Annotated in this window: 11 protein-coding genes and 2 pseudogenes; 5 read left to right on the top strand and 8 right to left on the bottom strand. The window is 64.0% G+C overall.

The window, feature by feature from the left end; all coding sequences use genetic code 11:
* Positions 1-975, bottom strand: a 975-nt coding sequence (locus EYW47_RS42085; RefSeq protein WP_240763943.1) for an APC family permease, incomplete at its 3' end; no start/stop codon positions are given.
* A 450-nt stretch (positions 976-1,425) separates the two neighbouring features.
* Here EYW47_RS42085 and EYW47_RS27550 point away from each other — a divergent pair.
* Together EYW47_RS27550 and EYW47_RS27545 are read left to right on the top strand one after the other, a co-directional pair.
* A complete protein-coding gene (locus EYW47_RS27550) occupies positions 1,426-1,890 on the top strand; it encodes a (2Fe-2S)-binding protein (RefSeq protein ID WP_133198001.1) in 465 nt (154 codons plus the stop codon).
* A gap of 106 nt (positions 1,891-1,996) precedes the next feature.
* The gene (locus EYW47_RS27545; protein WP_240763948.1) at positions 1,997-4,153 is read left to right on the top strand and encodes a xanthine dehydrogenase family protein molybdopterin-binding subunit; all 2,157 of its coding nucleotides are present in this window, start codon (positions 1,997-1,999) and stop codon (positions 4,151-4,153) included.
* Between the two features lie 174 nt (positions 4,154-4,327).
* On the opposite strand, the gene EYW47_RS27540 is transcribed toward EYW47_RS27545, so the two are convergent.
* From EYW47_RS27540 to EYW47_RS27525, 4 genes and pseudogenes are all read right to left on the bottom strand, one after another.
* A complete protein-coding gene (locus EYW47_RS27540) occupies positions 4,328-5,203 on the bottom strand; it encodes a lipid A biosynthesis lauroyl acyltransferase (RefSeq protein WP_133197999.1) in 876 nt (291 codons plus the stop codon).
* A 562-nt stretch (positions 5,204-5,765) separates the two neighbouring features.
* A pseudogene (locus EYW47_RS27535) lies at positions 5,766-5,952 on the bottom strand (ferritin-like domain-containing protein); the annotation flags it as partial.
* A gap of 46 nt (positions 5,953-5,998) precedes the next feature.
* Positions 5,999-8,761 carry a UPF0182 family membrane protein gene (locus tag EYW47_RS27530; protein ID WP_133197998.1) on the bottom strand — a complete coding sequence of 921 codons (2,763 nt, stop codon included), beginning with the start codon at positions 8,759-8,761 and terminating at the stop codon, positions 5,999-6,001.
* Between the two features lie 36 nt (positions 8,762-8,797).
* A complete protein-coding gene (locus EYW47_RS27525; RefSeq protein ID WP_165976690.1) occupies positions 8,798-10,198 on the bottom strand; it encodes an NAD(P)-binding protein in 1,401 nt (466 codons plus the stop codon).
* Positions 10,199-10,385: 187 nt separating this feature from the next.
* Here EYW47_RS27525 and EYW47_RS27520 point away from each other — a divergent pair, with 187 nt between their 5' ends.
* Positions 10,386-10,583, top strand: a complete 198-nt coding sequence (locus EYW47_RS27520; protein ID WP_133197996.1) for an SRPBCC family protein — start codon at positions 10,386-10,388, stop codon at positions 10,581-10,583.
* Positions 10,584-10,652: 69 nt separating this feature from the next.
* Here the strand turns inward: EYW47_RS27520 and EYW47_RS27515 are convergent, their stop codons facing one another.
* Both EYW47_RS27515 and EYW47_RS27510 read right to left on the bottom strand, forming a co-directional pair.
* On the bottom strand, positions 10,653-11,036 hold the full coding sequence (locus tag EYW47_RS27515) for a YybH family protein (protein ID WP_133197995.1): 384 nt from the start codon (positions 11,034-11,036) through the stop codon (positions 10,653-10,655).
* Positions 11,037-11,151: 115 nt separating this feature from the next.
* Entirely contained in the window at positions 11,152-12,555 is a 1,404-nt protein-coding gene (locus tag EYW47_RS27510; protein ID WP_133197994.1) for a uracil-xanthine permease family protein, read from the bottom strand.
* 187 nt (positions 12,556-12,742) lie between these two features.
* Here EYW47_RS27510 and EYW47_RS27505 point away from each other — a divergent pair.
* Positions 12,743-12,868, top strand: a pseudogene (locus tag EYW47_RS27505) (hypervirulence associated TUDOR domain-containing protein); the annotation flags it as partial.
* 14 nt (positions 12,869-12,882) lie between these two features.
* Positions 12,883-13,431, top strand: coding sequence for a DUF488 domain-containing protein (locus EYW47_RS27500; RefSeq protein ID WP_133197992.1), 549 nt, complete (start codon positions 12,883-12,885; stop codon positions 13,429-13,431).
* 73 nt (positions 13,432-13,504) lie between these two features.
* Here the strand turns inward: EYW47_RS27500 and EYW47_RS27495 are convergent, their stop codons facing one another.
* Entirely contained in the window at positions 13,505-14,758 is a 1,254-nt protein-coding gene (locus EYW47_RS27495; RefSeq protein ID WP_133197991.1) for a lytic transglycosylase domain-containing protein, read from the bottom strand.
* Between the last annotated feature and the right edge of the window lie 59 nt (positions 14,759-14,817).

The following is a 14,817-nucleotide window of genomic DNA, read 5'->3' as shown; positions in this document are numbered from 1 at the left end:
CGTGTTGTTGCGCTCCATCGCGTAGATCATGCGCGAGGTCGTGGCCATGTAGGTCGTGCCCGTGCCGCTCGGGCTCACGAACGCGTCCACGTAGAGCAGAATCGCCAGCCAGTTCAGGTTCAGCGCAATGGCGAGCTCAGCGAACGGCGACTTGAAGTTGAAGGTGTTCCAGCCCTTCATGACATCCGACGGGCTGACTGCGCCGATATAAGCAACCTGCAACAGCACGTAGATCACGAGCGCGCAGAGGATCGAGCCGATCACCGCGAACGGCACGCTCTTCGACGGGTTACGCGCCTCGCCGGCGAGATTGATCGGGCTCTGGAAGCCGTTGAACGCGAACACGATGCCGCTGGTGGCAACGGCCGTGAACACCGACGACCAGCCATAGGGCGCGAAGTCGGTCGACTGGCCGAAGTTCTCGTGATGGAAACCCGTAGCCATCAGGCCCGCGATCGTGAGACCGGGGATGATGAACTTGAAGATCGTGATGACACTATTGGCGCGCGCGAACAGCTTCACACCCCAGTAGTTGAGCATGAAGTAAATGATGACGAGCAGCGCCGAGAGCAATAGTCCCGATGGAGTGAGCTCGCCGTTCACGAACAGCGCATGCGCCCAGGGGTAGGGCCAGGTGCTCATGTACTGGATCGAGGCTTCGGCTTCGATGGGGATCACCGAAACGATGGCGATCCAGTTGGCCCAGGCGCTGATGAATCCCACCAGTGCGCCGTGCGAGTAGCGCGCGTAGCGGACCATGCCGCCCGATTCGGGGAACATCGCGCCAAGCTCGGCGTAAGTGAGCGCAATCGCGAGAATGACCACGGCGCCGATGATCCATGCGCAGACGGCGGCGGGGCCGGCGATCTTGGCAGCCTTCCACGCGCCGAACAGCCAGCCCGAACCGATGATCGACCCGAGGCCGGTGAACATCAGCGCGAACGGGCCGATATGTCGTTTAACTGAACTACTCATATCGTCTCCTTATCTCCAGACTCGCAAGGTATCGCTGCGACTTTCGCCCGATCCTTGTTCTCGTCACACGCATTTTCGCTGCGCCTTCAATGCATGTATGCGCATTGAAAGGCCGAGTGCGGCCAGGCGGCTACAAATGCAGAACGCGGATACTCGTGCGACTTGCCCTGGTGCGTCCAATGCTGATTACACATAGCACCATGCGAAAATTGCATGATGGACATAACAGCGGGAATATATGGGGAGATTCGCATGCGCATGGCGCGCATGGAGTAGTGCCGAACGCATGCATATTCATTTATTTCGTACGCGCATTCAAGACGATCAGGCAAAAGAAGCGGACTATTCGGCATGGCCCGTTGTACTCGCCTTGCATACACTCGCCGAGTGAGTGCTCGTCCGTTTGAGCTGGACGTCGCCACCCTCACAGCACAGAAAAGGCCGAACAACATGGTACAGATTGTGGTGAATGGTCAGCGCCATCAATTCGATGGCGATCCCGAGATGCCCTTGCTCTGGTATCTGCGCGACGAGCTCGGGCTCACGGGCACGAAGTTCGGTTGCGGCATGGCGCTGTGCGGCGCATGCACGGTGCATCTCGATGGCGAGCCCACGCGCGCGTGCGTGACCCCGGTCGGCTCGCTGCAAGGCCGCAGCGTGACGACGATCGAGGCGATCCACGAGCAGAAGGTCGGGGCCGCCGTGCAGGCCGCCTGGATCGAGGCGCAGGCGCCGCAATGCGGCTACTGCCAGTCGGGGCAGGTGATGTCGGCGGTGGCGCTGCTCGCGACGAAGCCCAGTCCCACCGACGCCGACATCAACGACGCGATGAGCGGCAACATCTGCCGCTGTGCGACCTATCAGCGGATTCGCGCGGCGATCCATCACGCATCGGAGGCGCTCAAGCATGCGTGACACGATCCGTGGCGAAGGCGCGGCACAGGGCGGGGCTCAATCAACCGCACAAATCCCCGGCAATGGAGCGCGCGCGACGCTCACGCGGCGCCAGTTCCTCGCCGGCATGTCGGCGCTGACGCTTGCCGTTGGGTTCCGCGGTGGCCTCGCGGTGGCGGCGTCGCTCGACCCCGCGAAACTGCCGTTCGAGCCGAATGCGTTCATCCGCGTGGATGCGCATGGCATGGTCACGGTGGTCTCCGAGTATCTGGAGATGGGCCAGGGCACCTTCACGGGGCTGGCCACGCTGGCCGCCGACGAGCTCGACGTGCCGCTCGACAAGGTAACGGTCGTGCCCGCGCCGGCCGACGTCAAGAAGTACGCGAACCCCATGTTCGCTTCGTTTGGCTGGACGCTGCAGGCTACCGGCGGCAGCACGGCGATGGCCGGCGCCTGGAAGCAGATGCGCGAGGCCGCGGCGGCGGCGCGCATGATGCTGGTGGCCGCCGCCGCGAAGGCGTGGCAGGTGGACGCCGCCACGCTTCGCGTTGAAGACGGCACGATCGTGCACGCCGCCTCGGGCCGCCGCGCCGGTTATGGCCAGTTCGTTGCCGCCGCCGCGCGCGAGAGCGTGCCGACGAACGTGGTGCTCAAGCAGCCCGGCGAGTTCAAGCTGATCGGCAGTCCCAAGACCCGCCGCGTCGACATCCCGGAGAAGGTGAACGGTTCGGCGATCTATACGCAGGACATCAAGGTACCGGGCATGCTGGTGGCCGTCATTGCGCATCCTCCGCGCCTGGGCGGCAAGGTCCTGCACGTGGACGCGAGCCAGGCGAAGGCGATCAAGGGCGTGGTTGCGGTGGTCGAGGTGCCCGGCGATGGCGAAGTGCAAGGCGGCGTGGCCGTGCTCGCGCACAACACCTGGGTGGCTCGCCAGGGCCGCGACGCGCTGAAGATCACGTGGGACGACAGTCATGCATTCGCACTGAGCTCCGACGACATCTACAAGCAGTTTCGCGCGCTTGCCGACCAGCCCGGCGTAATCGCGGAACAACGCGGCACGGTGCTTGGCGCGGCGCCCGATGGCGGCAAGTATATTGAAGCGGTTTATGAGCAGCCCTATCTTTCTCACGCGGCCATGGAGCCGCTCAATTGCCTCGTGCGTCTGCAGGGCGGCCGCTGCGAGATCTGGAACGGCGAGCAATGGCACACGGGCGACCAGGCGATGGCCGCGCAGGAGCTCGGCCTGAAGCCAGAGCAGGTCACCATCCATCAGCTTTATGCCGGCGGCAGCTTCGGCCGTCGCGCGAACCCGCACTCGGACTATGTGCGTGAGACGTGCCGCATCGTGCGCGCGGCGCACGCGCAAGGCATCGATGCGCCCATCAAGCTCGTGTGGATGCGCGAAGACGATATGCGCGCGGGCTACTACCGCCCGCTCACGGTTCACAAGGTCCGGGTCGCCATCGACAAGGCCGGCAACCTCGTGTCGTGGAATCACGATGTGGTCGGGCAGAGCTTCATGCAGTTGCCGAAGCCGGATTCGGTCGATCCCGTGCTCGTCGAGGGCTCGGCCGACATTCCCTATGACATCCCGAACTTCAGGGTCACGCAGCATGCGCCGAAGCTGCCGGTCCAGACGCAGTGGCTGCGCTCGGTCGGCCACACCCATGCTGCGTTCGTCGGCGAAACCATGATGGACGAAGCGGCGCGCGCCGCTGGTAAGAATCCCTATGCATTTCGTCACGCGCTGCTCGCGGCCAGGCCGCGGCATCGCGGCGTGCTCGACCTCGTGGCGCAAAAGGCGGGCTGGTCCACGCCGCTCGCGGCCGGGCCGCAAGGCACGCGGCGCGGCCGGGGTATCGCGCTGCAGGTCGCGTTTGGCACCTATGTTGCGCAGGTGGCCGAAGTGACGGTGCAGCAGGACGGCTCGTTCACGGTTGACCGCATCGTCTGCGCGGTCGATTGCGGGACGGTGGTCAACCCGGATATCGTCGCCGCGCAGGTGGAAGGCGGGATCGGCTTCGGTCTCACGTTCCTGCGGGCCGGCATCACGTTCGACAAGGGACACGTCACGCAGGGCAATTTCAACGACTACCCCGTGCTGCGCATGAATGGCATGCCGGTGGTCGAAGTGCATATCGTGCCCTCGAAAGAGCCGCCCACCGGCATCGGCGAACCCGGGGTGCCGCCGGCCGCGCCCGCGGTCGCGAATGCGCTTGCCGCCGCTACCGGCGCGACCTTGCGCGCGCTGCCGCTCGGCGACACGCTGCGCCCGGCCTGATGCGCGAGCGCCTCGCCTGACCAGAACCCATGACGATCACATCGGCGGATTGGATCATGGCGCTTCCCTCTGCTATCGCGCTGCTCGAACCGTCAGGCAAAAGGCGCTTGCACCATGATATCCCTCGGGACAACGAAGGAGGTCTTCGCCCACAGTACGGCGCGCATCGCACGATCAATACACCGCGGGCATGCCCTCTGGACGATGTTTGAAGCGTCGATGCACCCAATAGTACTGGGCAGGGAATTTCAGTATCTGGGTCTCGAGAAACGCATTCATGCGACGCGCATCGTCGGTGTCGGATCCCGATGGGAAATCGTTGAGCGGTGCAAAAACGTTCAACCGATACCCTTTGAAATCCGGCAGTACTTCCGTGACGAACGGCACAACGCGTGCGTGCCCCATTTTCGCAAGCCGCGAAACAGAAGTCAGCGTGCACGCGGGGACGTCAAAAAAAGGCACAAAAACAGAGTTTTCGATACCGTGGTCCATGTCCGCAGCAAGCATGACCGGCTTGCCCTCGTGAAGGCGTCTCACGATCTTTCTGGCGCTTGTCGAGCGTTCGATCATCTCTGCGCCGAATCGGCCGCGCTGCCGCTTGGCCAGGTCGCAAAGACGCGTGTTCGACATGTGGGTGTACAAAGAAGCGGCGGGCATTTTCAGCGAGTAAAGAATGCACCCGATCTCGATGCCCACGAAATGAAAGCCCATAAAAATGGTGGGCGGCGCATTCTTGTCTTCGAGATCAATCGCGCTTTCGATCTGGACGATATTGCCTATTCTTCGCGCGCTACCAAACCATTGAATGCCTCGTTCGAGATAGCTGCGCACGACGTGCCGGAAGTGCTCCCTCGCAAGCTTATCGCACTCGCCTGCGGACTTTTCCGGAAAGCAGAGATGCAGGTTGACAAGGACTATATGTTTGCGACGGCCAGGAAGCCTGTACAGCGCCGCGCCGAGTCCGCTGCCAAGCCTCGCGACCCATCGGTAGGGAAGTATTGAGAGCGCCCGCAATAAAGCGACGACGAGTAAATGACCGAGTTGTTCCAAGACCAGCTCCTGTGCAGCGTTCGGTTGTGCCAACAGAAACGCTTCCGTTTGCTGAACACAATCGTTGATCCGGTAAAACTGCCGGGGAGATGCCGCTGTTCTGGCATCCCACACGTAAGCGCTGCATCGATCTGGCGAAAGTCAAACTCCTTCCAGACTTCCTGGTGCTGTCCATGCGACAGCTGGCGGCAGTGACGAAGATTGGCGCGAAGACGCAAAAGGCGTGTCAAGCTTTTTCGCGCTACTGCGAGCCTGCGCATTATCGCACGCTGGCACGGACGATCGACAATTGGCCACGAATGGCTCAAATTCCAGAGCCATGCGATGACGTGAAAGTAGCAGCGCAGCGGCGCTGGCTTGGGATGACTGGCTCCAGCACGTTCTCGAGCGCGTGCGGCAGGCTCGCCAGGACCTCGGGAGCCCAGCAGATGCCCAGCTTCACAGGCGCGTATTCGGCTTTGGATGTCGCGTTCGTGGCGAATTTCGTGTCGAGCCATTTCGGCGCCGCGCCGCGATCCGGCGGCGCTATCGTCGCTCCGGGGCGACGCAGCATCTTGTCCACTTCGCCGGCCTGCTGGGCGTGCACGGGCGATGCGTCGGCCTGCTGCCGCAGCCACGCCACAATGGGGATGCGGCCAAAGCCGAATACCAGGAATGAATAGTGAGTATGGCAAACGACCCCAGCCAGCTCAGACTCCAGAATCCCGGTTGAGGACTTCAACGACCTTTTCCTTACCGATCCCTGGCATGGCCGCCTCCATTGCCGCATAAACGGTCTTTAAAATCTCTCCGTGGTCATTTCTGCCCATCGGACTGGCCGGCACCGAGTGCTTCGAGCAGCGGCCGGAGGGCATCCAGTTCCGCGCCGAAGCCGCTCCAGTCTCCCGCCTTCAATCGCTCGATGGCGCGGTCATAGTGGGCAAGCGCCTCGCGCGCGCGCGCGTCCACGGTGCCTCGCGGTGGCGGTGCAGCCTGCGCGGTCTCCTTGAAGAGCGCCGCCAGGGCTTCACCGAGGGTGTCCTCCATCACCACGCGCTCGCCATAGGCGGCAATCACGCGCTTTAACTCCGGCAGCTGACCGGATGCCGCGCGCAAATAGAGCGGCGAAACGTAAAGGATCGAGTTCTCGATCGGCACGACCACAAGATGACCGCGAATGACGCGTGAGCCCATCTGATTCCACAGCGAGATCTGCTGCGAGATCTCGGTGTTCTGCTGAATGCGCGCTTCGATCTGAAACGGCCCATAGACCAGCTTGTCCTTGGGAAACGTATAGACGACGAGCTTGCCGTACCCTGGGGAATCGCAACGCGCCGCGAGCCAGGCAATCATGTTCTCGCGCTGGCTCGGCACCATCGGCAGCATGAGGATGAACTCGGCGCGCGCGTCGCCGGGCAGCCGCATGATCGTGTAGTACGGTGGCATCGTGGTGGCGGCGCCCTCGCCATCCATGCCGACCAGCTCGCGCGGAAACTGCCACAGATCCTCGCGGTTATAGAAGACCTCCGGCACATCCATGTGATATGTGCGGTAGAGCTGCGCCTGGATCAGGAACAGATCCTCGGGGTAGCGGATATGCTGCCGCAGCGCTGGCGGCATCGCGTCCAACGGCTTGAACACGCCCGGGAAAGTGCGCTCGTAGGTGCGCAGGAGCGGATCGGCGGGATCGCTGACGTAGAAGTCGACCGTGCCGTTGTATGCGTCGACCACGACCTTGACCGCGTTGCGGATGTAATTGCCGCCGTTGCCGAAACCCGGCCGGGAGTAAGGAAACCACCGGCTGACCGTGTAGGCGTCTTGTATCCAGAACAGACGCCCATTGCTTGCGACGACATAGGGATCGTGGTCCAGGCTCAGGAACGGCGCGATCGTACGCACGCGGTCCTGAATGTTGCGGTGAAGGAGGACGCGGCTTTGCTTCGTGATATAGCCGCTCAGCAGGATGTTGGGATCGTCGAGTTGCCAGGCGAAGAGCGTGCGTCGCGCTGCACTGCCGATCGCGACGCCATCGCGCCCGCTATACGTCGTGTAGGCATTGTCGGCGCCTTTGGGAAAGTCGAATTCGGCGACATTGCCGTTCACGATGACGTAATCCTGGCCGCCTTCGCTGAAATAGAGACGCGGCTCGCGAATGGCCGGGCCGCCGTTGGAGACCGGCGGAATATCCCGCAGATAGAAGGAGGGTAAGCCTTCGGTGGACTTCTCGGTGACGGGCGACATCACGACGCCAATGCCGTGAGTGAAGATCAGGTGCAGGTTCACCCAGGTTTGGGCGTTGGGCGGCAGCATCGCCGGGTCCAGTTCGCGCGCCGAGAGCATCACTTGCCGGTATCCGGAGTCGAGCTGATAGCGGTCGATGTCCACCGAGAGAAATTTGTAATAAGTCCTGATCTCCTGCAATTGCGCGTAGGTATCGAGCAGCGGTTGCACGTCCCATAGCCGGATGTTGTCGATGGTCGCCCGATTGGCCTGCAGCGAGTCGAGCGTCAATCCCTGCTCGGCCTCGAACGGCTTGACCTCGATCTTGGCGAGGCCGTAAGCCTCTCGCGTGAGCGCGATCGTGTGCGCGATATAGGGTGCTTCCAGTCTCAGCTCGCTCGGCTTGACATAGAAGCGCTGAAACAGCGAGGGATAGATCACCGCGAGCACAAACGAACTACCGAATACGAGCAGTGCGAGAACGGCGGGCTGGAGATAGCTGCGCCGGCGCATGTTGATCCAGAGGGCAACGGATGACGCCGCCGCCAGGCCCACCAGCATCCACAGGACCGGCAACTCGACGTGCACATCGGTATAGCTCGCGCCGACCACCACGCCGTTGTCGCCATAGAGCAGCAGAAAGCGCTCGAGCCACCACGACCAGGCCTTCACCGCGAAGAACAAGCCGAGCAGTGCCGAGCCATGAGTGATGGCGGCGGCCGAGAGCGTTCGGGGCGGCCGCTCCAGCGCGATGTCGCCGCGTAATCCGTAGACAGCACCGGCCACGATCGCGCTCCAGAAGATCAGCCACAGCAGCCAACTCTTGAGCGCGAGATACGCGGGCAGCGAGAAGAGATAAAAGCCGATGTCCCGCTCGAAGATGGGATCGCGCTCGCCGACTGGCACTTGATAAATGAAGCGAAGCGCAATGTCCCAGTTCGAGATTTCGCTGGCGGCGATCATGAGCCCAAAGACGACCGCGGCGCAGGCAATACTGAAGCGCCAGCGAATGCGCGGCGCGACCAGTTCGGCCAGTTCGACCAGATCGCCGGTGAATTCCACCGCACCGGACGGACGGGCTGCCGGCGCTCGCAAGATGGCGATGCCTCTCGCGCAACGATGCGCCAGAATCCCCGACAGCCCGATCGCGCATGCCGAGACTGCGAACACGGCGGCAAACAGCAGCGCTTTCGCGGCAAAGAGCGTCCAGAAAACGCTGCCATAGCCGACCGAAGAGAACCACAGCCAGTCGACCAGGATGCCGGTGATGCGGCCGATGACGATCAGACCGGCGACGATGGCTATCGCCGTGATTGCATACCGTCTCAGGCTCCCGCCGGATTTCACTCCCGAGCGCATAGTCCCTCCTGTGCTGGCGTGCGGCATCGCGCGCCTCTACGTTGGGGCAGCGTTCGCCGTGAGGAGCTGCGCAAGATTGCCGACCGCCGCCGCGGCGTGTTGCTTGATGCGCTCGCGCGCATCAATAACATCCGGCACATCGCGATACTGTGCGATGGCGCCGAACGGGTTGAGACGGGTCGCCTTTGCCCAGCCCGCAAGCGCCGGCCAGGCCATGCGGGCGCGCTCGTTCGCGAGGGTACAGAGGAAAGCGCTCAGATAGTCCACGTTGGCATCCCAATACGCGATCGGCGGACAGAGGCGGTTCTTCTCCTCGTCGTTCTCCACGAGGGCCTCGATCACGCCAAGCATGGCGAACTGGTAGCATGCGAACCCCCACAGGAAAGGCTGGACTGTCACGCGGCCCGACTCGAAGATCGGGCGCAGGGGGCGGCGCATCAGCCCTCTCGACGCGCAATGGATATGCACCGTCGCCTCGCTGGTGGGCACGCGCCCCTCGTCGAGGACGATCTCGTCGCGCTCGATTCTGCAAACGTGGCCGAGGCGCACGACATCGCGGATCTTGCGCAACAACGCCAATTCGGCCTCGCTGATCACCGCGCCGCGAAACATGCTGGTCGCAACGCCGGGATCAACGCGCAAGAAGAATTTTTCCGCTTCGAGCCGGGCGAAGAGATCTTCGATGGAAGCGGCCTGCGCCATTGCCTCGAGCTGAATCGCCATGCCGCGATACGAGACCGGAAGCTGCGCGAGCGGCTGCTGGAACCGGCGGTTCAGCCACCAGGCCTCCCGGGGCTTGATCCAGCGGATGGACGACGCGGGCACGTTCTGTTCGAGCAGCCACACGCAGGTGTCGAGGGCGGTCTTGCCCGCACCGATGACGACGAAACGCTGCGGCCGCTCCTTGATGCGCGCTATGTCACCTGCGGGCACGCAACGAACGCCGTCTGCGACTTCGAAAGGCGGGGCGCTCGTTGCGGGCACCGTGCCTTCGAGATAGGTGGTGTCCACAACCTTGCGACGTACGCGCACTTTCCATGACCTTTGCCCGACCTGCGAGGCGAAACGGTTATCGCCGAGGTACTCACTGCAGGGGAAGTAGTGGACACGTCCGCTCGGCAGAAAGCAGTGGCGCATGACGTGAGCGAAGTAGGCGCGAATCTCGTCGGCACCGGCGAGTTCGTAGTAGCCGGCATTCGTGCCAGCCGGATCGAGGACGTCCTGCCCGAGCGGCACCGAGCTCACGCCATAAAATGCGGACGGCTGGTGGAGACGGACATAGGGATAAGCGTCGATCCAGTGTCCGCCAGGCGCGTGGCGGCGATCGACAATGGTCAGCGTTGCATCGGAATGCGCGAGTAACGCGTCGGCAAATGCCATCCCGGCGGCTCCAGCACCGACCACGAGATAGTCCGTTTCGAGCGTTTCGTCTGACATTATCTGCTGCTGCATTCATTGCAGCATGGCAAGGCTGGCTGAAACCACGGACAGGGTCGCGCGGTAGTCCCGATGAATTGCGCAAGGCTGAAACGGCGTGCGATTCGTTACGGCCTGCTATGAGGATAGGAGTAAAACGAGCGAGTGTCGCCGTCAAACGACACGGTGCATAAAGTGAGATCGGTTGATGCGCTGCGGCAGCCCTGGACAGCAATGCACCACGATCGCGTGGCGCCTCGCCCCGGAGGGCGAGGGCACGCGCCTGACGCTGGAGCACAAGGGATTCGATCTGGATGCGCCGATGGGCAAGAGCGCGTACGAGGGCATGGGCCGTGGCTGGCCGGGCGTCATCGGGCGGCTTCAGGACGTGCTGGCTGCTGCCTGAGGCGTCGCCGCGCCATGCCTGATTGGGCCGCTCAACCGTGCCAGGCCCTGTTATTGGCGTGAGCAGGCCCTAGCTGCGCACGCTCAGCAGGTTGGCATCGCGCGCCAGGCGCCACTGCCCATCGGTGCCCTTGTGCAGCAGCGTGAGGGTATAGCCCGCGCGGCGCACCGTGCTGCCGCCCGGCGGCGTCACGCTGATATCAATGTGATTGCGGATGAACGCCCAGTCGCCCAGGACCTTCAATTCCACGATCTCGCTCGTGCCGTCGAGCTTCATCCCCTCCATGCCCTTCGAGGCGGCGGCAAACGCTTCCTTGCCAAACGGCTCCTGCTCCGGGACCATGAAGATTGCGTCGTCCGTCATCAGGCCGAGGACGGTGGCCGTGTCGCCGCGCTTGCTGGCGGCCGTCCAGGTTTGCACGACCTCGCGGATGGCTTGTTCGTCGTCGCTCACGTTGTGCTCCTTCGCAGTGGGTTTGGCTCGACTCTAACGCACATCATCGCTGCCCGGCCCGAGGGGCGGGCTCGCCTGGCCGCCGCTGGAGCGCTGGCGGCCAGGCATCGAGCCGTTACGATTTTTCCGGCAGGAACCAGTTCATCACGAGCGCGCAGATGCCGCCCGTGGCCACGCCCGATTCGAGCACGTTCTTGAGCGCGTGCGGCACGCTCGCCAGGATCTCGGGCACTTGCGAGACCCCGAGGCCCAGCGCCAGCGAGACCGAGATGATCAGCAGCGCGCGGCGGTCCAGCCGGATGCCGGCGAGGATGTTGATGCCCGAAGCGGCCACCGCGCCGAACATCACCATGGCGGCGCCGCCCAGCACGGGCTCGGGCACGGCTTGCAGGGCGCCCGCGACCGGCGGAAACAGGCCGAGCACCACGAGCATGCCCGCGATCCAGATGCCCACATGGCGGCTCGCGATGCCGGTGATCTGGATCACGCCGTTGTTCTGGGCAAACACCGAGCTCGGGAAGGTGTTGAACATGCCGGCCAGCAGCGAGTTGGCGCCGTTCACGAGCACGCCGCCCTTGATGCGCCGCATCCACACGGGGCCTTCGACGGGCTCTTTCGAGATCTTGCTGGTGGCCGTGACGTCGCCAATGGCTTCGAGCGAGGTGACGAGGTAGATGATCAGCATCGGCACGAAGAGCGACCACGAGAAGCCCAGGCCAAAGTGCAGCGGGGTCGGAATCTGAAAGAGGGCGGCTTCGCGCGCGCCGGTGAAGTCGAGCCGGCCCATGGCGCCGGCCACGACATAGCCGATCGCGAGCGCGATCACGAGCGCCGTGCTGCGCACCCAGACGATGGGCACGCGGTTGAGCACGATGATGGTGCCGAGGACGACGCACGAGAGCGTGAGGTTCTCGGGGTTCGCGAAGGTGCCCTTGGCGATGGCGCCGTAGCCGCCGCCCATGCTGATGAGGCCGACCTTGATGAGGGTGAGGCCGATCAGCAGGACCACGATGCCGGTGACGAGCGGCGTGATGAGCCGCTTGATGAACGGCAGGATGCGCGAGACGCCCATTTCGACGAACGAGCCGGCGATCACGACGCCGAAGATCGCCGACATTACCGTGGCGACCGGCATGCCCTGCTTGACCATCAGGCTGCCGCCCGCGATGAGCGGGCCGACGAAGTTGAAGCTCGTGCCCTGCACGATCAGGAGGCCCGCGCCCAGCGGCCCGAAGCGCTTGCACTGGAGGAAGGTGGCGATGCCGGAGATCACGAGCGACATCGAGACGATCAGCGTGGTGTCGCGGCTCGAGACGCCCAGTGCCTGGCAGATCAGGAGGCCCGGCGTGACGATAGGCACGATGATGGCCAGCAGGTGCTGCAGGGCGGCTACGAAGGCGAGTGTGGGGGCGGGCCGGTCGTCGGGGCCGTAGACGAGGTCGTGGGCGAGTTCGGCGTCGTCGGCGGCGCTGCGGGAAGTGGGTTGGGCGGCGGATTGGCTGGAGGCGGCGGGTTGCATCGGGGGACGGCGGTCGGGGAAGGTCAGGAGGGAAAAGGCACGAAAGGGCGAGATTTTAACGGCAAGACCGTGCTTGCGCCTCGAAAAGCAACGAGGGGCATAATGAAAGGAGCACACTATTCGTGCAGCACGATGCATCGAATAAGCCGATGCATATGATTGCGGCGGCAAGGGATTGGCAGTCGAAGCGCCGGACTTCGACTATAAGGGCCATACGCATCGTGCTTCGCCGGACGATCCCCAGTACGAGATCAAGAGCGACAAGACCGACCATATTGCCGCTCACCGGGGCCGGGTTCTTCAACTGCTTTGAGCCGAAGGCGACACGTGACGCTCCCGTTCTTTACGATCGGCCACTCCGACCACACCCTCGACGACTTCATCGGCCTGTTGACCGGCGCTGAGATAGGCGTGGTCGCGGACGTGAGAAAAATGCCGGGGTCGAGAGCCAACCCTCAGTTCAACGAAGCAACGCTTCCGGAGGCGCTCGAACCATTCGACATCGGGTACGAGCATGAGGCGGCGCTTGGCGGCCTGCGCGGAAGAACGCGGACGGTCCCCGCGGACGTCAACGGCTTCTGGACCAACAAGAGCTTTCATCACTACGCCGATTACGCGCTAACAGCAGAGTTCCACGCGGGCCTCGATCGCGTGATCGATCTGGGGCGCGCCCGGCGCTGCGCGGTCATGTGCTCCGAGGCTGTGTGGTGGCGGTGCCACCGGCGCATCATCGCCGACTATCTGATCGCGCGCGGCGAGACGGTCTTCCACATCATGGGCGCTGGCCGTCTCGAACCCGCCCGGCTGAGCGCAGGCGCCGTGATTCAGCCCGACGCAACGATCGTCTACCCCTGCGAGCCGGACCCGGACGCTTGATCGGCAAGGTGTCGCAGCGGGGCGGGGCCGCCGCTGGCGCGCCCGACTCAGCGCAGCGTGCCGTGCGGGAAGGTCACTTCGTGACGTACCAGAGGGCGCTGGTTCCGGGAGCGGTCGTTGGCGGCCTGGGCGCCGGAGTCGGGCTGGCGCTGCCCGTCTGGACCGGTTGTGCCGATTGTGCCGGTTGTGCCGGTTGTGCCGATTGTGCTGTCTGCTGCACGCTCGCTGGCGTGGTCTGTGCCGTGCCCACGTTGGCCTGTGGCGCGGGCAAGCTCGCCGCAGGCGCTTTGCCCGGCGACGACGCCGTGACATACCAAAGCGCGTCCGTCGACACGCTCGATGCCCCGCGCGCGGCGGCGGTCTTCGGCGCGGCGGTCGCGTTGGCAGCCGGGGTTTGCGCCGTCGCGGTTCCCGCGGCTGCGCCCGCGCTCGTCTTCTGCGCGATTGCCTCGGCCGAGCCGATCTGGAAGACCAGCTTGCGCTCCGGCGATGCAATGACGGCATAGGGCGGCTGCGCCTCCCAGCGCAGCACGACGCGCCCGCGCGGCGTTTCCGCAAAGATGGCCGGCACGTGCTTCATGTCGCTGAACTGGACGTAGACCTTGGTGCCGTCGTCGAATACCTGCACGGGTTTCGCTGCGTCCGCGCCGCTCGTGATCCAGCCGAAGTTGTAGGCGCCCGGCGAGGCCGACGAAATGGCAGGCGTTCCCGGTGCCGATGCCGGTGCCGACGCCGGCATGGCTTGCGCGCCGCGCGGCGTGTTCATCTTGACCTGATTGACCTGCAGCGTCGCGAACGGGTTATAGGTCTCGGGCGGCACATACGACGGCGGAAGGATAGGCATGGGCGAGTCCGGCGAGCGGATGATGGATTGCGCGGTGGCGTAGACCTTGCGGGCGTACGCGAGACGCTTGTCGGGCGACGAGGCGTTGTAGGCGCCAATCGCGCTCCACGTGGGGCCGTACTGGCGGATATTCTCCGCGAGTATCCAAGCGCCGACGTACGCATTCGTGCACGGATCGAACAGGCTCTGCTCCGAGATGCCTTCGCGAGCGAGGCGCGGCAGCCAGGAGCTGTTGATCTGCATGAGGCCGATATCGACCGTGCCGTCGCTATTGGTGTTGATGGCGTGGGTTTGCGTGCCCGATTCCACCTGTGCAATGGCACGCATCAGGCTCACATTGACGTGCTGAAACGATGCCGCATCGTCGATGCAATCGGCACGGGCAGGGGTGGGCACTGCGCACAGCATGGCGGCCTGCAGCAGCGAGGCGGGCAGCAATATGGGCAGATAATGGCGCAGCGAGGCTGATTTCCGGAACTGCATGATTTTAATGGCCGGCGCGTGTCGCGTGGCGTGCAATAACCGCCGCGTGCGGCTTGTCG

The organism is Paraburkholderia silviterrae (assembly GCF_004353915.1).
In the GTDB taxonomy this organism is placed as follows: domain Bacteria; phylum Pseudomonadota; class Gammaproteobacteria; order Burkholderiales; family Burkholderiaceae; genus Paraburkholderia; species Paraburkholderia silviterrae.
Note: the sequence above shows the minus strand (reverse complement) of the source record. Positions and strands in the feature narration are given on the sequence as shown.

Coding starts and splice junctions, on each gene's coding strand:
- EYW47_RS27550 (WP_133198001.1), top strand. CDS start 1,426: ATGGTACAGATTGTGGTGAATGGTCAGCGCCATCAATTCGATGGCGAT.
- EYW47_RS27545 (WP_240763948.1), top strand. CDS start 1,997: ATGTCGGCGCTGACGCTTGCCGTTGGGTTCCGCGGTGGCCTCGCGGTG.
- EYW47_RS27530 (WP_133197998.1), bottom strand. CDS start 8,761: ATGCGCTCGGGAGTGAAATCCGGCGGGAGCCTGAGACGGTATGCAATC.
- EYW47_RS27525 (WP_165976690.1), bottom strand. CDS start 10,198: ATGTCAGACGAAACGCTCGAAACGGACTATCTCGTGGTCGGTGCTGGA.
- EYW47_RS27520 (WP_133197996.1), top strand. CDS start 10,386: ATGCGCTGCGGCAGCCCTGGACAGCAATGCACCACGATCGCGTGGCGC.
- EYW47_RS27510 (WP_133197994.1), bottom strand. CDS start 12,555: ATGCAACCCGCCGCCTCCAGCCAATCCGCCGCCCAACCCACTTCCCGC.
- EYW47_RS27495 (WP_133197991.1), bottom strand. CDS start 14,758: ATGCAGTTCCGGAAATCAGCCTCGCTGCGCCATTATCTGCCCATATTG.